This is a genomic window from Mesorhizobium australicum (assembly GCF_900177325.1).
GTDB lineage: Bacteria > Pseudomonadota > Alphaproteobacteria > Rhizobiales > Rhizobiaceae > Mesorhizobium_A > Mesorhizobium_A australicum_A.
The window spans coordinates 3120616-3138693 of sequence record NZ_FXBL01000004.1; the positions used below are offsets into that span (position 1 = coordinate 3120616).

Annotated in this window: 20 protein-coding genes and 3 tRNA genes; 5 read left to right on the forward strand and 18 right to left on the reverse strand. The window is 64.8% G+C overall.

Translation table 11 applies throughout. The annotated features are described in order from the left end of the window. Position 1 precedes the first annotated feature (1 nt). The 13 genes from rimO to B9Z03_RS17925 form a co-directional block, all read right to left on the reverse strand. Positions 2–1315: a 30S ribosomal protein S12 methylthiotransferase RimO gene (gene rimO / locus B9Z03_RS17865; protein WP_085465446.1), complete on the reverse strand. Its 1314-nt coding sequence runs from the start codon at positions 1313–1315 to the stop codon at positions 2–4. A gap of 76 nt (positions 1316–1391) precedes the next feature. Continuing rightward, positions 1392–1940, reverse strand: a complete 549-nt coding sequence (locus B9Z03_RS17870) for a DUF924 family protein (protein ID WP_085465447.1) — start codon at positions 1938–1940, stop codon at positions 1392–1394. Then, positions 1937–3796: a monovalent cation:proton antiporter-2 (CPA2) family protein gene (locus tag B9Z03_RS17875; protein ID WP_085465448.1), complete on the reverse strand. Its 1860-nt coding sequence runs from the start codon at positions 3794–3796 to the stop codon at positions 1937–1939. The genes B9Z03_RS17870 and B9Z03_RS17875 overlap by 4 nt, the downstream gene beginning before the upstream one ends. Positions 3797–3948: 152 nt before the next feature. Further along, a tRNA-Phe gene (locus B9Z03_RS17880) sits at positions 3949–4024 on the reverse strand. Positions 4025–4183: 159 nt separating this feature from the next. Then, positions 4184–4390, reverse strand: coding sequence for a DNA gyrase inhibitor YacG (gene yacG, locus B9Z03_RS17885; RefSeq protein ID WP_085465449.1), 207 nt, complete (start codon positions 4388–4390; stop codon positions 4184–4186). Positions 4391–4433: 43 nt separating this feature from the next. Next, positions 4434–5066 (reverse strand): Maf-like protein, encoded by a 633-nt coding sequence (locus B9Z03_RS17890; RefSeq protein ID WP_085465450.1) that lies wholly within the window; start codon positions 5064–5066, stop codon positions 4434–4436. 59 nt (positions 5067–5125) lie between these two features. After that, positions 5126–5344: a translation initiation factor IF-1 gene (gene infA / locus B9Z03_RS17895; RefSeq protein ID WP_085465451.1), complete on the reverse strand. Its 219-nt coding sequence runs from the start codon at positions 5342–5344 to the stop codon at positions 5126–5128. Between the two features lie 108 nt (positions 5345–5452). After that, the gene (locus B9Z03_RS17900) at positions 5453–5905 is read right to left on the reverse strand and encodes an arsenate-mycothiol transferase ArsC (RefSeq protein ID WP_085465452.1); all 453 of its coding nucleotides are present in this window, start codon (positions 5903–5905) and stop codon (positions 5453–5455) included. 60 nt (positions 5906–5965) lie between these two features. After that, positions 5966–6448, reverse strand: coding sequence for a UPF0262 family protein (locus tag B9Z03_RS17905; protein WP_085465453.1), 483 nt, complete (start codon positions 6446–6448; stop codon positions 5966–5968). 8 nt (positions 6449–6456) lie between these two features. Next, on the reverse strand, positions 6457–7749 hold the full coding sequence (hisD, locus tag B9Z03_RS17910; RefSeq protein ID WP_085465454.1) for a histidinol dehydrogenase: 1293 nt from the start codon (positions 7747–7749) through the stop codon (positions 6457–6459). Positions 7750–7755: 6 nt separating this feature from the next. Beyond that, positions 7756–8190 carry a DUF2948 family protein gene (locus tag B9Z03_RS17915; protein WP_085465455.1) on the reverse strand — a complete coding sequence of 145 codons (435 nt, stop codon included), beginning with the start codon at positions 8188–8190 and terminating at the stop codon, positions 7756–7758. A gap of 95 nt (positions 8191–8285) precedes the next feature. After that, positions 8286–9575: a UDP-N-acetylglucosamine 1-carboxyvinyltransferase gene (gene murA, locus B9Z03_RS17920; RefSeq protein ID WP_085465456.1), complete on the reverse strand. Its 1290-nt coding sequence runs from the start codon at positions 9573–9575 to the stop codon at positions 8286–8288. Positions 9576–9758: 183 nt separating this feature from the next. Beyond that, on the reverse strand, positions 9759–9950 hold the full coding sequence (locus tag B9Z03_RS17925) for a hypothetical protein (RefSeq protein ID WP_085467729.1): 192 nt from the start codon (positions 9948–9950) through the stop codon (positions 9759–9761). Positions 9951–10081: 131 nt separating this feature from the next. On the opposite strand from B9Z03_RS17925, the gene B9Z03_RS17930 reads away from it, so the two are divergent. Next, positions 10082–10156 (forward strand) — tRNA-Thr (locus tag B9Z03_RS17930). Between the two features lie 118 nt (positions 10157–10274). Here B9Z03_RS17930 and B9Z03_RS17935 read toward each other — a convergent pair. The 5 genes from B9Z03_RS17935 to B9Z03_RS29470 form a co-directional block, all read right to left on the reverse strand. After that, on the reverse strand, positions 10275–11678 hold the full coding sequence (locus B9Z03_RS17935; RefSeq protein ID WP_085465457.1) for a hypothetical protein: 1404 nt from the start codon (positions 11676–11678) through the stop codon (positions 10275–10277). Positions 11679–11897: 219 nt separating this feature from the next. Next, a tRNA-Ser gene (locus tag B9Z03_RS17940) sits at positions 11898–11987 on the reverse strand. Between the two features lie 264 nt (positions 11988–12251). After that, positions 12252–12509 (reverse strand): YodC family protein, encoded by a 258-nt coding sequence (locus tag B9Z03_RS30660; RefSeq protein WP_085465458.1) that lies wholly within the window; start codon positions 12507–12509, stop codon positions 12252–12254. A 68-nt stretch (positions 12510–12577) separates the two neighbouring features. Next, entirely contained in the window at positions 12578–13003 is a 426-nt protein-coding gene (locus tag B9Z03_RS17950) for a hypothetical protein (RefSeq protein WP_085465459.1), read from the reverse strand. A 12-nt stretch (positions 13004–13015) separates the two neighbouring features. Next, entirely contained in the window at positions 13016–13513 is a 498-nt protein-coding gene (locus B9Z03_RS29470) for a hypothetical protein (RefSeq protein ID WP_139832314.1), read from the reverse strand. Positions 13514–13752: 239 nt separating this feature from the next. Between B9Z03_RS29470 and B9Z03_RS17955 the strand changes: the two genes are divergently transcribed. The 4 genes from B9Z03_RS17955 to B9Z03_RS17970 all read left to right on the forward strand — a co-directional run bounded on the left by B9Z03_RS17955 (position 13753) and on the right by B9Z03_RS17970 (position 18022). Continuing rightward, complete coding sequence (locus tag B9Z03_RS17955) at positions 13753–14964, forward strand: septal ring lytic transglycosylase RlpA family protein (RefSeq protein WP_085465460.1); 1212 nt, start codon at positions 13753–13755, stop codon at positions 14962–14964. A 136-nt stretch (positions 14965–15100) separates the two neighbouring features. After that, positions 15101–16231, forward strand: coding sequence for a D-alanyl-D-alanine carboxypeptidase family protein (locus B9Z03_RS17960; RefSeq protein WP_085467730.1), 1131 nt, complete (start codon positions 15101–15103; stop codon positions 16229–16231). A gap of 67 nt (positions 16232–16298) precedes the next feature. Continuing rightward, entirely contained in the window at positions 16299–16973 is a 675-nt protein-coding gene (gene tmk, locus B9Z03_RS17965; RefSeq protein ID WP_085465461.1) for a dTMP kinase, read from the forward strand. Beyond that, a complete protein-coding gene (locus tag B9Z03_RS17970) occupies positions 16970–18022 on the forward strand; it encodes a DNA polymerase III subunit delta' (protein WP_085465462.1) in 1053 nt (350 codons plus the stop codon). Before tmk ends, B9Z03_RS17970 begins: the two co-directional genes overlap by 4 nt. The last annotated feature ends 56 nt before the right edge of the window (positions 18023–18078 follow it).

Genomic DNA, 18078 nt, shown 5'->3' on the forward strand with positions numbered 1-18078 from the left:
CTCAGACCGCCGTGCCGTAGAGGTCGTAGGCGTCGGCGCGGTCGATCTTGACGGTGAGGATGTCGCCGACGCGCATCGGGCGGCGCGACTGGATATGGACGTTGCCGTCGATCTCCGGCGCGTCGTATTTCGTCCGCCCCCTGGCGGCGAGGCCGTTCGCCTCATCGATGATGACGGGGAGCCGCTTGCCAACCTTCTTCTGGAGCTGGGAGGCGGACACTTTCTGCTGGCGCTGCATGAAGCGATGCCAGCGGGCTTCCTTGACCTCCTGCGGCACGGCGGGCAGGTCCATCGCCTCGGAGCGGGCGCCGCCGACCGGCTCGTATTTGAAGCAGCCGGCGCGGTCGATCTTCGCCTCGTCCAGCCAGTCGAGCAGGATCTCGAAATCCTCTTCCGTCTCGCCCGGGAAACCGACGATGAAGGTCGAGCGCACGGCGAGGTCCGGGCAGATGTCGCGCCAGCGGCGGATGCGCTCCAGCGTCTTCTCCTGATGCGCGGGGCGGCGCATGTTCTTCAGGACGTTGGGGGCTGCATGCTGGAAAGGGATGTCGAGATAGGGCAGCACCTTGCCTTCCGCCATCAGCGGAATGACCTCGTCGACATGCGGGTAGGGGTAGACGTAGTGCAGCCGCACCCAGATGCCCATCTCGCCGAGCTCGCGCGACAGGTCGAGGAACTTTGCCCGGACCTCGCGGTCCTTCCAGACGCTGGCCTGGTACTTGATGTCGACGCCGTAGGCGCTGGTGTCCTGCGAGATGACCAGCAGCTCCTTCACGCCGGCGTTCGCGAGCCGCTCGGCCTCGCGCAGCACGTCCGCCGCCGGCCGGGAGACGAGGTCGCCGCGCAGCGCCGGGATGATGCAGAAGGTGCAGCGGTTGTTGCAGCCTTCGGAAATCTTCAGATAGGCGTAGTGGCGCGGCGTGAGCTTGACGCCCTGCGGCGGGATGAGGTCGATATAGGGCTCGTAAGCGGCCGGCACCGCCTCGTGGACGGCCGCCATCACGCTCTCATAGGCCTGCGGTCCGGTGATCGCGAGCACGTTCGGATGCTTCTCGCGGATCAGGTCCGGCGTGGCGCCCATGCAGCCGGTGACGATCACCTTGCCGTTCTCGGACATGGCCTGGCCGATCGCCGCGAGCGACTCGTCGCGGGCTGAATCGAGGAAACCGCAGGTGTTCACGACCACCAGGTCGGCTCCGTCGTGCTTTCGGGCGATCTCGTAGCCCTCGGCGCGCAGGCGCGTGATGATACGCTCGGAATCGACGAGCGCCTTCGGGCAACCGAGACTGACGAAGCTGACGCGCGGGGCGTTCATTGGGCACGACCTGTTGGGCGGAAGTCGCGCCCTATGCCACAGCGCGCCGCAAACGACAACATCCGCAACGCCGCAGCTAGCCCGCGAAGCCGCCTTGATCGAGAAACGCCTGCTCCTGCGGCGTCGTCTCGCGTCCGAGCGAACGGTTGCGATGGGGGAAGCGGCCGAACGCCTTGATGATGTCCAGGTGGATAATGGCGTATTGCAGGGCCTCTCCGCCGAGCGGCGTGAACAGCTCGACCGATCGTTCCTGGTCGGCGAGGTCTTCCGAATGTTCGAAAGGCAGATAGATGAAAGACCGAAGCTCCTCGGCGACGCCCTTGTCATAGCCCATCGACACGGCATGCCTGGCATGATGACGCGCCAGCGGATCGGTCGCGAACATGTGCGCCGTACCGCGGAAGCAGTTGCGCGGGAACTGGTCGAGCAGGATCATCAGGGCAAGCGCGCCGTCCGGCGACGAATTCCAGTGATCGAGCTCGCGCCGGGCAGCGCGCCAGTGCTGGTCCTGATGCGCGGCGCGGAATGCATCGTCGAAGCCATCGTCCTTGCGGAACCACGCATCCGGACCCGCCTCGCGCCAGAAGCCGGTGATGATCGATATATCCTTCTCGTCGCCCGTCATCGGCTCGCTCCCTCAGTTTCAGTCGATCCGCCTCGAAGCACGTCTTCTGCTTCCTTGTTGAGCGCCTTGCCGGCGCGCTTCGGCGTGGCAACCGGCGCGGGCACGGGCTGGTTGCCTTTGAACAGGTTGCTGCCGGAATAGATGTCGCCCGCAAGCTGCATCGCGAAACGTTCCTGATCGCGGCGGCGGACCTCCTCGATCGTCTCGGCCGCGTCCGCATACGGAACGCCGATGAACTGCAACACCTCGGTGGAGAAGGTAAGGGCGGATTCGAGCGTCTCGCGCAGCTGATATTCGACACCCGCATGGACGAGCTTGAGCGCAGCACCCCGGTCGAAAGCGCGCGCAAACACGGGCACCATCGGGAAGTTCGCCTTGAGATGCTCGGCGATCAGCACGGCCGCGTCCGCCTTGTCGACGCAGATCAGCACGGCCTGCGCCTTGTCGGCGCCGGCGGCATGGAGGATGTCGAGCCGGGTGCCGTCGCCGTAATAGACCTTGAAGCCGAAGCGGCCCGCGACCTGGATCATCTCGACGTCGTTGTCGATGATCGACACGTCGGCGCCGCGCAGGATGAGCGGCTGGCTGGCGATCTGGCCGAAACGGCCAAAGCCGATGATCAATATGTTGCCGGAGAGGCCGTCGACAACCTCGATGCCTTCGAGCGACTGCTCCTCCGACGGCAGGAAGCGCGGCAGGAACATGATCATCAGCGGCGTCATCGCCATCGAGATGATGATCGTCGCCGTCAGCGCCGCGTTCATGTCCGCGTCGAAGATGCCGACGCTGGTGGCGGCCGCATAGAGCACAAAGGCGAATTCGCCGCCCTGGGCCATGTAGACGGCGCGCATCAGCGCTTCCCGGTGCGACGACCGGAGGAAGCGGGCGACCGTGTAGATGCCGATCGCCTTGAGCGCCATGTAGCCGACGACGGCGGCTGCGATGAGCTGCCATTCGCGCGTCAGCACGCCGAGGTCGAGCGACATGCCGACACCCATGAAGAATAGGCCGAGCAGGATGCCGCGGAACGGTTCGATGTCGGCCTCGAGCTGATGGCGGAAGGTCGATTCGGAGAGCAGCACGCCGGCGAGGAATGCGCCCATCGCCATAGACAGGCCACCGAGGTCCATCGCGAGCGCCGCGCCGAAGACGACCAGCAGCGCCGCGGCCGTCATCACCTCGCGGGCGTGCGCCGCGGCCAGGAGCTGGAACATCGGGTTGAGCAGGTAGCGCCCGGCGATGACAAGGCCGCCGAGCGCGGCGAGCGCGATCCCGGCGGTCGTCCACAGCGAGCCGCCTTCCTCCTGTCCCGATCCGGGAGCCAGGAACGCCACGATCGCCAGCAGAGGCACGATGGCGAGGTCTTCGAGCAGCAGGATCGAGATCATACGCTGGCCGGCCTGCGTCGCCATCTCGCCCTTTTCCTCCAGGAGTTGCATGACGATCGCGGTGGAGGTCAGCACGAAGCCCATGCCGGCGACAAAGGACTGTATGATGGGAAAGCCGATCGCCATGCCGAAGAGCATCAACAACAGCCCACACACGGCGACCTGCGCCGCCCCGAGCCCGAAGATGTCGCCGCGCAGACCCCAAAGCCGCGACGGCTGCATCTCCAGGCCGATGATGAACAGGAACATCACCACTCCGAGTTCGGCGATATGGAGGATCGCACCGGGATCGTTGAAAAGCTGCAGGCCCCACGGCCCGATCACAAGGCCGGCGGCGAGGTAGCCGAGCACCGAGCCGAGACCGAGCCGCTTGAAGATCGGCACCGCGAGCACGCCGGCGCCGAGAAGCGAGACGACAGAGACGAGCTCGCTCGCCAGCGATGCATGCTCTGCGGCTTCTCCCGCCATCCTCGTTCCCTTCGTTTCAATTCGCGTGTCGGCCACGACTGTGGCGGGGTAAACCGCCCCGGGTCAAGCCGCCCGGAGGGGCAGGGCATTCGTCCAATCCGGCAAGGTCATCGAATGCCGTCCAGACGCTTGCTTCATTTCAGAAGAATAAGTGGTGCCCAGTCGCGGATTCGAACCACGGACACGCGGATTTTCAATCCGCTGCTCTACCAACTGAGCTAACTGGGCACTGGCTTCCGCTCATGAAGGCGAACCGGAGGTCGTCCGGGCGGGGGCGTTGGCGGCCACCGGAAGCGGGCGCGTTATAGCATGGGATTCTGGCCTGTCCAGCGCTTCGCCGCACAAATCCCAAACTCCGGAAGGCGAGCCTCGACCGGTTCGCCAGGCTCATTCGCTCCCGCTGCTGCTGACGTCGTTTTCCTCGTCGTCCTTGCCCGGAATGACGTAGGAGCCGGAAAGCCAGCGATTGAGGTCGACATCCTTGCAGCGGGTGGAACAGAACGGATAGGTCTCGCGCGCCGATGGCTTGCCGCATTCGGGGCAAGGGCGGCGGGCGCGCAGCGGCGTGACATTGCTTGTGGACTGATCGGGCATCGCGACGATCCCTGGGCTTTCGGTCGGTTCCGCGCAAACGCCCTCAGGCAGCGCGGGTTCCCGACAGCCAGTTGAAGTAGACCTTGTAGCCGTCGCCGGCGAGCAGGTTCACGGTCTCGTAGAGCGGCAGGCCGACGACGTTTGTGTAGGAACCCACGAGCTTCACCACGAAAGCGCCCGCGAGCCCCTGGATCGCATAACCGCCCGCCTTGCCGCGCCACTGGCCCGAGGCGAGGTAGCTCTCCAGCTCCTCGCGCGAGAGGCGCTTGAAGCGCACGCGGCTCTCGACCAGCTTCTGGCGCACCTTGCCGGACGGCGTGATCAGGCAGACGCCGGAATAGACGCGGTGCGAGCGGCCCGAGAGCAGGCGCAGGCAGTTGGACGCCTCGTCGACCAGCTCGGCCTTGGGCAGGATGCGCCGGCCGACCGCCACCACCGTGTCGGCGGCGAGGATATAGCCGCCCTCCCACTCGCTGTCCTTCGAGAGCTTTTCCAGCGCCTTGTCGGCCTTCTCGCGCGACAGGCGCTTGGCGAGCGAACGTGGATGCTCGGCGCGCTGAGGCGTCTCGTCGACATCCGCCGGCACGATCCGGTCGGGCTCGATGCCCGCCTGCTGCAGAAGTTCGATGCGGCGCGGCGACCCGGAGGCCAGAACCAGCTTCTGGAAGACGCTCATCGCTGCTGCAGTCCCGTCGAGGTGATGTGCGCGGAAGATCTGCCGCGCGGTGCGGCCGCCTACTTGAAGCGGTAGGTGATGCGACCCTTGGTCAGGTCGTACGGCGTCATCTCGACCAGAACCTTGTCTCCGGTGAGCACGCGGATACGGTTCTTGCGCATCCGCCCCGCCGTATGCGCGATGATCTCGTGCTCGTTCTCGAGCTTGACGCGGAACATGGCATTGGGAAGCAATTCGGTCACAAGACCGGGAAATTCGAGGACTTCTTCCTTCGGCATTCGATACCTTTTTTGCACGGAAAAGAACCGGCGCTACAGATCCAGGATGAGTCTGGGGCCGGAAATCGCGCGGAACCTATATGATCTCGGGCATTTTGTGAACAGCGCTTATGTCGACGCCGCGGGGAGAGCGCGATCCGTGTCAAATCTCTCCCGGATGCGCCGGTCGAGCCGCGCGGCGACATCGCGATAGGCGTCCAGGATCTGCTCGCGCGTTCCGGTCGCCGACGTCGGATCCGGCATCGGCCAGTATTCGACGTCGACCGCCGCCGATCGTGTCAACTCCAGTGCCGCGTGATGCGCTTCCGGCGCCAACGTCACGATCAGGTCGAAATAGGCGTCCTCCAGCTCGTCGAGCTGCTGCGGCAGGCGGTTGCCGAGCGAAAGGCCCCGCTCGGCGAGCACCGCGTCGATGAAGGGATCGCGCTCGCCCGGTCGGATCCCGGCGGAGGCGATGAAGACCGAACGTGGAAGAAATGCGCGCGCGAGCTGCTCGGCGATCGGCGAACGGATCACGTTCTGCCCGCAGAGGAACAGCACGGAGCCGGGCAGACGCGTCATCGAGCCTTCCCAAGGTTTGACCGGTCGGAACGCCTGCCCGGCCGGGAGCGAAGCGAACCCTCACCCACGCCAGTGCAAGACGCAGACAAGGGTGAAGAGCCGGCGGGCGGTGTCGAAATCGACCTCGATCTTGCCTGCGAGCCGGTCCATCAGGGTCTGCGAACCCTCGTTGTGCAACCCGCGCCGGCCCATGTCGATCGCCTCGATCTGCGACGGCGAGGACGAGCGGATGGCGTCGTAGTAGCTTTCGCAGATCAGGTAGTAGTCCTTCACGATGCGCCTGAAGGGCGTCAGCGACAGGATATGCGTGACGACCGCCTCGCCGTTCTCGCGCGTGACGGCAAAGATCAGCCGCGATTCCTGCAGCGAAAGCCGGAGCCTGTAGGGGCCTTCGCCCGCATCCGAAACGGGACGGAAGGAATTCTCCTCGACAAGATCGAAGATCGCGACTGCCCGTTCATGCTCCACGTCGGGCGTCGAGCGGCCGATCGATTCGTCGAGTTCGACGTCGATCAGCCGGGCGTTGCTCTTCTCCCTCCCCATCGCGGCCCTCAGAGATTGAGCCGGATGGCGACGGAGCGGGCATGTGCGCCGAGCCCCTCCGCCTCGGCCAGCGCGATCGCCGCCGGCGCGAGCTGGCGCAACTGGTCGGGCCCCAGCTTCAGGACCGAGGTGCGCTTCATGAAATCGAGAACCGAGAGACCCGACGAGAAGCGGGCGGAGCGGGCCGTGGGAAGGACGTGATTCGACCCGCCGACATAGTCGCCAATGACCTCCGGCGTGTGGCGGCCGATGAAGATTGCGCCGGCATTGCGGACGCGTCCGGCAAATTCGTCGGCACCTTCGATCGCGAGTTCCAGATGCTCAGGCGCGATGCGGTTCGTAAGGGGGAGGGCGGTTTCGAAGTCTTTCACCAGAATGACTGCGCCGAAGTCGCGCCAGCTTGCGGCTGCGGTTTCAGCGCGCGGCAGGCGCTTGAGCTGACGCTGGACGGCGGCCTCCACCGCCCGGCCAAATGCGGCGTCGTTCGTGATCAGGATCGACTGCGCTCCGGTGTCGTGCTCGGCTTGGGCGAGCAGGTCGGCGGCGATCCATTCCGGGTCGTTGGTGGCGTCCGCAAGAACCAGAACTTCGGACGGGCCCGCAATCATATCGATGCCGACGGTGCCGAAGACCTGACGCTTCGCCGCGGCCACATAGGCATTGCCGGGGCCGACGATCTTGACGACGGGGCGGATCGTCTCGGTGCCGTAGGCAAGTGCGGCGATCGCCTGCGCGCCGCCGACGCGGTGGATTTCCGAGACGCCGGCGAGCCGCGCCGCGACCAGCACCAGCGGATTGATCAGCCCGTCCGGCGACGGAACCGTGATCACGACGCGCTCGACGCCGGCGACCTTGGCCGGCAGCGCATTCATCAGCACCGAGGACGGATAGCTCGCCGTGCCGCCCGGCACGTAGAGGCCGGCCGATTCGACCGCCGTCCAGCGCGAGCCGAGCCCGACGCCGATCGCGTCGGTGTAGAGATCGTCCTGCGGGCGCTGCCGCGCATGATGCGCGGCGATGCGGTCGCGCGCCAAGGTCAGCGCCTCGACCGTCTTCGGGTCCGCAGCTTCGAAGGCGGCGCCGATCTCGGCCTCCGTGACGGTCATTCTGCCGCCGGACGGGTCGAAACGGTCGAAACGACGCGTGTATTCGAACAGCGCCGTGTCGCCTTCGACCCTGACCGTCGCGAGAATGTTTCGCACGGCAGCGTCCACGTCCTCGGACACTTCGCGCTTGGTGGTGAGGAATGCCTTGAAACGGTCTTCGAAATCGGCCGCGGCCGCGTCGAGCGTGATTGCCATGGCCGCTCAGTTCCCGTGCTCGGGGCGGGAGGAGGCCGCCCAGGCCGCGCCCAGGTCGGTCAGGCGCGTCTCGACGCATTCGACGTCGAGCGCAATTGAACCGCCGCCGGCGAAGAGCAGTTCGATCGTGCCGGCCGGTGCGTCGTCCTCGACGAAGCCGATCGTCAAAAGCGACAGCACGTCGTCCCGCTTGCGGCGGTCAATGCCAGTGGAGCGCACCGCAAGGACGCGGTCGAAATGGAGGATGCTGCGGCGGCGCTCATTGTGTCTGCGGAAGGTTCCACCGGCCTTTTCCCAGACGAAACGGTTCATCTCGATCAGGAAACGCCTGTCCTTCGGCGACCAGTCCAGCGCACCGATCTGCATCACCGCATCCTGCACATGGGCGGAGATGATTTCCAGGCCGTCCGCGTCGAGGGCGAGGAGTTTGAGCTGTTCCATGCGGATCCGTCGCCTCTGCGGGCGTTGCCAGTCGGTTACGGCCCGTAGTTAGGCGGGTTCGTGATGCGGCGCAACAATTTACCGGAAGATGCGCCTCAGTCGGAGACGCGCTCCACCAGGGCGCCGCAGCCCGACAGTTTCTCCTCAAGCCGCTCGAAGCCGCGATCGAGGTGGTAGATGCGGTTGACCACCGTCTCGCCTTCCGCAGCGAGCCCGGCGATAACCAGCGACACAGACGCGCGCAGGTCGGTCGCCATCACCGGCGCGCCCTTGAGCTTCGAGACGCCGTCGACGACGGCGGTCTGGCCGGCGAGCGTGATGTGCGCGCCGAGCCGGGCAAGCTCCTGCACATGCATGAAGCGGTTCTCGAAGATGGTCTCCGTGATGCGCGAGCGGCCTTTCGACATGGTCATCAGGCCCATGAACTGCGCCTGGAGATCCGTCGGGAAGCCGGGGAAGGGCTCGGTCGTCACGTCGACCGGCTCGATGCCGTGGCCGTTGCGGCGCACGCGGATGCCGTGGTTGAGCGGCGTGATCTCGGCGCCGGTCTGCGCGATCACGTCGAGCGCGGACTGCAGCAGCTCCGGCCGCGCGCCTTCGAGCACCACGTCGCCGCCGGCCATCGCCACCGCCATCGCATAGGTGCCGGTCTCGATGCGGTCGGGGATGATCTTGCAGGTGGCGCCGGACAGCGTGTCGACACCTTCGATCACGATCCGCGACGTGCCAGCACCCGAAATCTTGGCGCCCATCAGCGTGAGGCATTCCGCGAGGTTGACGATCTCGGGCTCTCGCGCGGCGTTCTCCAGCACAGTCTCGCCGCGGGCGAGCGAGGCCGCCATCATCAGCACATGCGTGGCGCCGACCGAGATTTTGGGGAAGACGAAGCGGTTGCCCTTAAGGCCGTGCCTTGCGCGGGTGACGACATAGCCGTTGTCGACGTCGATCTCGGCGCCGAGCGCTGCCAGGCCTTCGAGGAACAGGTCGACCGGGCGCGTGCCGATGGCGCAGCCGCCCGGCAGTGAGACCTTGGCCTCGCCCATGCGAGCGATCAGCGGTCCGATGACCCAGAACGAGGCGCGCATCTTCGACACCAGCTCATAGGGGGCGGTGGTGTCCACGATCTCGCCGGCCGTGAAGTTGACCGTGCGCGAATAGCCTTCCTTCTGGCTGCCGCGGCGGCCGTTTACCGACACGTCGACGCCATGGTTGCCGAGAATCTTGATGAGCTGGTTGACGTCGGCGAGGTCCGGCACGTTTTCGAGCGTCAGCGTCTCGCGCGTCAAGAGCGAGGCGATCATCAGCGGGAGCGCCGCGTTCTTGGCGCCGGAGATCGGGATCACGCCCTCGAGCTTGCGGCCTCCCGTGATCCTGATTCTGTCCATGAAACGGTCTTTCGCAGAAGAGATGGCATTCGACGGGGCATTGCGCCGCGAGAGTCGCCGGAAAGAACCGTCTAGACCAAGCGACGCCCGGCATCAAGGAACGGGCATTCCGGGCGCTCCGCGCGTCCCCTTCGCGGATGGTTTCATTCGCCAGCTCAATGCGGCGAAATTCCGGTTTGCCGCTTATGCTTCGTCGTCCTCGGTGGTGCGAACAGGTGCCTGCGCCAGCGTGATGCCCTCCGCGCGCTCGTCGGCAGCACCCTCGCGACGCGCGCGGGCCTGGCTCTTGCGGCGCATCAGGTTGGCACGCAACTGCTCCGACAGCCGCGCGGCGCGCTCCTGCTTGACATTTGCCGTTTCGTTCTTCGTCGACATCAGCGAACCCGTGCGATCACCCAACCGTTGACCCGCAAAGAAACCCACAGGACTTGTCTTCTGCAATACCATCCCGACCCCGCTTGCGCATCAGGCCTTCGTGTGGCAAAAGCCGCCGCGTTCCTGGAGACGCTGCCGTAGCTCAGTGGTAGAGCACTCCCTTGGTAAGGGAGAGGTCGAGAGTTCAATCCTCTCTGGCAGCACCAGGAAAATCCGGCCCAAATTTCCCTGATCGATGTAACCCCGTCCGGCCGCCTTTCGGGCCTTGCGGCTCATATTGTCTGAGGTCGTCCAAAAGACGCCCAACATCTCCGCCGCCGATGATCAGGCGAGGATCAGCACGCAGACCACGATGGCCAAGGCCACTGCATAGGCGACCTGGACATAGGTCAGGAAGGCGCTTCCCTGGCCGGCAGGCACCATCGAGGAGCGCGTCCGGACATAGAGAAATGCCGCTCCGATTGCCATGATTCCGGCAAGCCCCACCCAATAGCGGGGGTGGGACGTGTGGAAAAACGGTTGAATCGCGACGCAGATGCTTAGCAGCTTGATCGCCAGGCTGGCGATCTGATCCTCGAAGCGACTGCGTACGATCCAGAAATTGGCCACCGTGAGCAAGGCGAGGAACGGCCAGTAGAGCAAGCCGGTCAGCAGCCCGCCGGCCGCTGCCAGCCAGGCAACTGTCGCCTCGCTCAGACCGAGCTTGCTCGAGGGAAGAAAACGTTTCTGTAGGAAATCGGCCGGATCCGAGAAATACCGGATCGCATTCACCTTGACGCGTTGGAGGAAACGGGAAACCGTCAAATCCCGCAGCGCACGCCGCGCCATCATGCGCTGGACTTCCAGTTCGCTGATCCCATGCGCGGCGCCGTAGGCACGCGAGAATTTTGCAGCGCTCACCCAGATATTATTGGAGCCTTCTTTGCGCGGACAGGGGCCCAAGCAGGCGTCAGCCGCGTTGCCAAACGTCAGCGCGAAGGCGAGCACCGGAGTGGAAGTGGAGATCACCGTGCCTCCCAAAACCCGGCTTGCCGTCACGCTCCAGGGGAGCATCGCAAGAACGAAGCAGAACGCGCCGATCACTGCGTATACCAACTGTCGCAGCAGCGTCTCTCGCCGTAACGTCAGGACGAGGAGACACACAAGGAACACGTGAACGGCAAAAGCAACGAGGATGAGGTTCCCGCGCAGATAGAAGGCCAGCACCAGCAGAAACTCGAGATAGATCCAGTCGGCGAATGCGATGCCGCCGCCGGTCCACAGCGTCCTGGTCATGCGAAGCAGGCGAGCGAAGATGATCGCCTGGACCAGTCCCGAAGGCAGGTCGCCCCATACGCTCCCTGCGAACATGTGCCAGGTGACGTCGAGACTGGGGAAGACCAGCAAGGCGACCGCGAAAGGCCGGCCGGCCTGCCGATCGACTTCTCTTAGCGTCCATACCCACAGTAGGAAGATGATGACGCTGGCATACAATCTCACGAATGCCAGGTCCGGAGTCGAATCGAGTAAATAGACGGGCGTCAGGACAATTGAGATTCCGGGCAGAAACCATCCAAAGCCAACCACTTCCACCGCCAGATTGCTGAGGCTCTGCCGACCGAGCAGAGAATCGGCAAAGCTCCTGGCCACCTGCGCATAGATAACTTCGTCGCCAGACAGCGGTACCGTGGCCATGAACAGCGTCCCGACGGCCCACAGCAGAAGGGCGCCGGCGATGATCGCCTTCATCCACCTGCCATAGGGGCCAAGGTCCCCGGGGAGAATCAGGCCATACATGGGTGCTTGAACTCGCTGAACGCGATTTGTTTGCACGCGGCACAAGACAATTACAATACGCGCGCAGTCTCACACATTATTACATGAGGCAACTTGGATGAGAGCCGTATTCGAAGCCCGAAAGTAGACTTTTCAAACTACTTCGGCGTTCAATATATCTGGATGACAGGCTGGCGGAGGGAGTGGGATTCGAACCCACGGTGAGCTTGCACCCACGCCGGTTTTCAAGACCGGTGCCTTAAACCGCTCGGCCATCCCTCCTAACGATGATTTCGTTAGCTTTTCCGGTCCATCAGCTTCCGCCAAAGAGGATTTTCGCTACCGACCGCCTTATCGCCCGCTTTTATGGCGCGTCTGACTGCTACGTCAACCTGTTCGGCAGCGGCTGCCTTCATTCCCGACATGACGTGCAGAGGCCGAGCGCCTCCGACAACCGTATACCCCGGCCGTTCGCTGGCAACCTTTGGCAGCCAACTGCCATCGATTGACGACGTGGATGGATTCTCAAGGGAGATTTTTGCCGGCTTAATCCTGTCTTCCGACCGGCGGAGCTTTATTCGGGACAAACATTTCCAAGGCTTCTATTCTGATGATCTCAGTCTTTACTTCGCCACCTGTCGCCCAAGTGCAATTCACACTGAAATTGTCGATCATCGAAGAGATTGTCATTGCGTGGCCACCGGACTTGAGCCGTACAATATCACCAGATCTGAAGTTTGCCATTTTGATCTCCGCTACGTTGGGAAGTTCATCTTTTGCACCTGTATTGAATCTGCTGCGCATTCAAACGATTGATCGGTTCTGCCTGTCGAGGCGGCCCGCCCGGCTGATGCCGGACGGACGCGTCGAACTCAGCAGTCGATGTAGAGGTGGAACGACCGATCCGCCGCGGTGCCGTTCAGCGCAAAGGTGCGCACGAACACGTTTGAGTTGTTGCCCGTCATCCGCGTTACGTTCGCGATGCCGGTGACGACCTCGGCTGCCACGCCACCAACGGTCGCCACGTAGGCGCACGCGGCGATGTTGCGATAGAAGCCCACGCGATAATAGCCGGCGCTGACGCGGATTGCGCTCGCCTCGCCCTTGCCGCGCGAAACAGAGCCGTTGGCACTGACCACCGCGAACAGTTGCGCGGTGCCGAGATTGGAGCCGCCAGCGCCCGCGGGAGCCACGGGCACCGGCGTGGTGCTGGGCGGCTGCTGTCCCTGGGCCATACTTGCACCGACGAAGGCGCTCAGAACGAGTGACGCAAAGATCGTTTTTGAAATGCTAGCCATATCCATATCTCCTCAGCAGTTCACCCACAGGTGGAACGGCAAGTCAGATCGCAATCCGTCGGTGTTATACGTCTGAATCCACACTCCGTTTACATTACCAGCACGAGACGCGACCGAGGTCAGTCCAGCTGGAGGCGTATTTGCATCGCCGATACCTATTGTCACCGTGTAGACGCACTGGCGAACATTTCGCGCAAATATCACCTCATATCCCCCGGTCTGAGGATTACTCGCAGACACCGCACCTTTGTCTCGTACGATGGTGCCATTGGAATTGATCACGGCGAAAAGTTGAGCGGAGCCGCCATTGGCGACTGCGCCCGCTCCCGCAGGAGCCACTGAGCCGTTGCCAAGGTTTTGCGCTGTCGCGCCTCCTCCGGCGCCGAGGGCCAACGCGGCCGTGATCATCAAAAGTCGTGACATCATCACCTTTTCTCCATGAAGCCCGCCGCGAGTTTCCCCAACGTAACCCTGACAGGCGACGAGTTCGATGACAATGAAGAATTTCACAGACGGGAGGATCGCCGGTCGAGCCGGAATGGCGGTTTCCGCCAGTGTCCCGCCGGCTGAATGCCCGATCGGCGGGCGGACGTCACAAATTCGCCCGCTTCGGGTCACAATCGGTTAAGACGGCGCTAAAGAGTGAGGCGTTAGAAGAAGAATTGGCAAGCTGGCAGCGGAGGTCGGCTTGCGGGATACATCAGACGCCGATCCGGCCGGATCGGGGACATGACGGGGACAGACAGAGCATGACCGACAGGAGAGGCCGGGGGGCGCTCAAATCCGGTGCAATCGTCTCGCTGCTGGCCGCTGCGACGGCCCTTGCAGGCTGCTCCTCGCACGAACCCAAGGTGTCGCTGTCGAAACGGCCGACGACCAAGGAATATTTCCCCGAAGCCGTCTACGGCAAGGCGAGCCCGCGCATGACCAGCCAGCGCAGCAATCTGCCGCGCGGTGGTGGACGCGATCAGTTGGGCAAGCCCTACCAGGTCGCCGGCAAATGGTATTATCCCAAGGAACAGCCCGGCTATTCGAAGAAGGGCAAGGCGTCGTGGTATGGCGACGCGTTCCACGGCCGTCTGACCGCCAACGGCGAAATCTACGACATGACGCACCTCTCGGCTGCGCATCCGACCATGCCGCTGCCGAGCTATGCGCGCGTGACCAACCTGAAGAACGGCAGCTCGGTGATCGTGCGCGTCAACGACCGCGGGCCGTTTGCACATGGCCGTGTCATCGACCTGTCGCGCCGCGCCGCGGAGATGCTGGATTACCAGCACAGCGGCATCGCCGACGTGAAGGTGGACTATGTCGGCCGCGCCCCGCTCGAGGGCCGGGACGACGAATATCTCATCGCCTCCTACAAGCCCGGCAACGCAGCTCCCGATCCGTCGGACGGCATGCCGACCGGCGTGATGATCGCCATGGCCGGCCCGACGCCCACGAGCGGAAATGGCGCATCGCAGGCGGTCGCAGCGGCAGCGGCCTTCCCGGGCCAGCTGACCTCTTCGGGAGCGGTCGCTCCCGCCGACGGCGTATTGGAATTCCCGGAAAACGGCCCGGTCATCATCGACCGGCCGCTGGCGCGGCTTGGCGGGCGCGACGGCTCGAAGCCTGCGGTGCTCGGCTATGCCGAAGAGCGCAGCGGCCGTGTCGCCCAACCGTTCGACGACATGGCGAAAGGCGGGCTGGCACCTGTCGAGCTTCTCTCCTCTTGGTCTGCCGGCCAGCCATCGGACAGCGAATACGTTTCCGTCGGCACGTTCGCCGACCGCGCCGAGGCCGAAAGGCTCGCCGCCGCACTCATGCCACTGGGTATCGCCTCGATCGAGCAGGGCAGGGACGGGTCGCAGACCTGGTATTCAGTCACCGCGCGTCCGAAATCGGCCAAGGCGATCGACGACCTGCTGCGCACCGCCTGGAACGAGGGCGCTTCGGACGCCTTCATCGTCCGCAACTGACCGCCGCGGCGCGCTCGTCACACATTCTTCCTTCTTTCCGGCTTTCTGCCTTCGCGCGACATCTTTAGGATCGGTGTCGGGGACAGGTGGAGGGAACGTGGTTACATACAGCTTTGCGCGCGGCCTTTCGGCGGCCATGGCCGTCGCCATTTCGCTTGGCTTTTCCGCCGGCGCCGCCGTCGCGCAGTTCGAGACGAAAGCCGCGCGCGTCTACATGATCGACGCCGAGACGGGCACGACCCTTTATGCCAAAGATCCGGACGCGGTCTTTCCGCCGGCTTCGCTCGCCAAGCTGATGACGATGGAAGTCGTCTTCGACGCACTCAAATCCGGCCGCTTCAGCCCCGAGACGACATTCCAGGTCAGCGAACATGCCTGGCGCACCGGCGGCGCGCCCTCGAGGACAGCGACGATGTTCGCGGCGGTCAAGTCCTTCGTGCCGCTGGGCGACCTGATCCAGGGCGCGACAGTGATTACCGCCAACGATGCCTGCATCGTTATGGCGGAAGGGATTTCCGGTTCGGAGGCGGGCTTCACCGAACTGATGAACGAGAGGGCGCGGCAGCTCGGGCTGGCGAAGTCCGTCTTCGTCAATCCGACCGGTCTTCCGGCAGACGGCCAGTCGGTCACCGTGCGCGACCTCGTCACGCTCGCGCGCCATATCTGGCAGGCCTATCCGGAGTTCTATCCGCTGTATGCGCAGCCCGAATACAAGTGGAACAAGATCAACCAGCAGAACCGCAACCCGTTGATCAAGCTTGGGATCGGCGCCGACGGGCTCGCCACCGGCTTCGCCGAGGGAGCGGGCTTCGGCATCGTCGCCTCGGCGGCGGGCGACGGCAAGCGGCTCTTCCTCGCCATGAGCGGCATGTCGAGCGACAAGGAGCGTGTGGACGAGTCGCGCAAGCTGATCGAATGGGGCATGCGCGCCTTCCGCAGGATCGACATCTTCGCGGCGGACGAGACAGTGGGCGAGGCAAGGACATATGGCGGCGAGAAGGCGCGCGTCAGGCTTTCCGCGCATGGCCCCGTCTCCATGCTCGTACCGGCCGAGAATCGCGACAAGGTCATCGCGCGCATCGTCTACGAAGGGCCGGTCGAAGCTCCGATCGAAGCAGGCCAGCCGGTCGGCAAGCTTAAAGTGTGGGTCGGCGACATGCTGACCCAGGAGACGCCGCTCTACGCCGCCGAATCGGTGGGCGTCGGCTCGCTGTGGCAGCGCACGCTCGACGCGCTCGAGGAGTTGGCGATCGGCTGGCTGCGCTGATGCCGGTGGACCTTTGGGGCCGGGGCGAATAAACGCTTGGGCTGTTATCCGGCACGACGGTGGATTCTTGGCGCGCGGACTTTTCGTGACATTCGAAGGCGGTGAGGGCGCCGGCAAGTCGACGCAGATCGTGCGGCTGGCCGAGGTGCTGCGCGCCGAGGGGAGGGACGTTCTGGTGACGCGCGAGCCGGGCGGCTCTCCCGGCGCGGAAGCGGTTCGCCACGTGCTGCTGTCAGGTGCGGCCGAGACCTTCGGCCCGGCGATGGAGGCGATCCTGTTCGCCGCAGCGCGCTCCGACCATGTCGAGCAGGTGATCCGACCCGCCGTCGAGAAGGGCATGATCGTGCTCTGCGACCGCTTTCTCGATTCCTCGCGGGTCTATCAGGGCGTGACGGGCAATCTCGACGCCGGCTTCATGCGCGCGCTGGAAGCGGTCGCGATCAACGGGATGATGCCCGACCTGACGGTGATCCTCGACCTCGATCCGGCGCTCGGGCTGGCGCGAGCGGCGGCGCGGCGCGGCAACGAGACGGCCGACCGGTTCGAGAAGGAGACGCTCGACATCCACGAGCGGCGCAGGCGGGGCTTCCTGGACATCGCCGCGCGCGAACCGGAACGCTGCGTCGTGGTCGACGCATCCGCGCCCGCCGATCGTGTGGCCGCCGACATTGAACGCGCAGTCCGCGCGCGCCTGATCGGAAAGGAAGCGGCGCAGGCAAGGCTGCAAGGGCAGGGCGCATGAGCGAGCGCCTCGCGCCTGAACAGGCCGACAGCCTGCCCGACGTGCCGGAACCGGCGGAGAATCCGTATCTGTTCGGCCATGCCGAGCATGCGGCTCATGTCGCCAGCGCGTACCGCACCGGCAAGCTGCATCATGCCCTACTGCTGACCGGACCGAAGGGCATCGGCAAGGCGACCTTTGCCTTCCACATCGCGCATCACCTCCTGTCGCATCCGCGCGGCGAGGATGCGCCTGAGACGTTCGGCCGGCCTGATCCGTCAAGCGCGCTCTCGCGGCAAGTGGCGAGCGGCGCGCATCCGGCGGTGCTGCATCTGACGCGGCCCTATGACGAGCGGGCGAAGAAGTTCAAGAGCGCCATCACCGTCGACGAAGTGCGCCGTGTCGGCCGCTTCCTGTCGCTGCGGGCGCATGACGACAGCTACCGTGTCGTGATCGTCGATCCGGCCGACGAGATGAACCGCAACGCGGCGAACGCGCTGCTAAAAAGCCTGGAGGAGCCGCCGGCCCGCGCCATCTTCCTGCTGGTCTCGCATTCGCCGGGAGGCCTGCTGCCGACCATTCGCTCTCGCTGCCAGGTGCTGCGGCTCGCGCCGCTGTCCGAGGCGGAGATCGGCTCGGTGCTCAATTCGTTCGGCACCGGCCTGCCGGACGCACCGGAGGCGCGCCGCGCGCTGCTCGACCGCGCCGGCGGCAGCGCCAGGCAGGCGATCCTGCTTGCCGAGCACGGCGGCTTCGACATCACCGAGGCGGCCGACCAGTTCGTCGGCAAGGCAAGGCGCGACCCGCTGGACGCCTACAAGCTGGCCGATGTCGTGACAGGCCGCGACCAGACGGTGACCTTCGAGATCCTCAACGACCATCTGCTCGAGAAGGTCGCGCGCGCGGCGGCCGACGCGGCGGCGCAAGGCGAGGGGAGGCGGGCCGCCCGCCTCGCCGAACTGTGGGACGAGGCGAACGCGACGATCCGCGAGACCGACACCTATAATCTCGACAAGCGCCAGCACGTCGTCGGGCTTCTCAACCGCATCGGCGAGGCATTGAGCCGGTAGGGCCTATCCGGGATAGCAATGCGCTGGCCTATGCGCTATCTGACCGCGCAGTGACC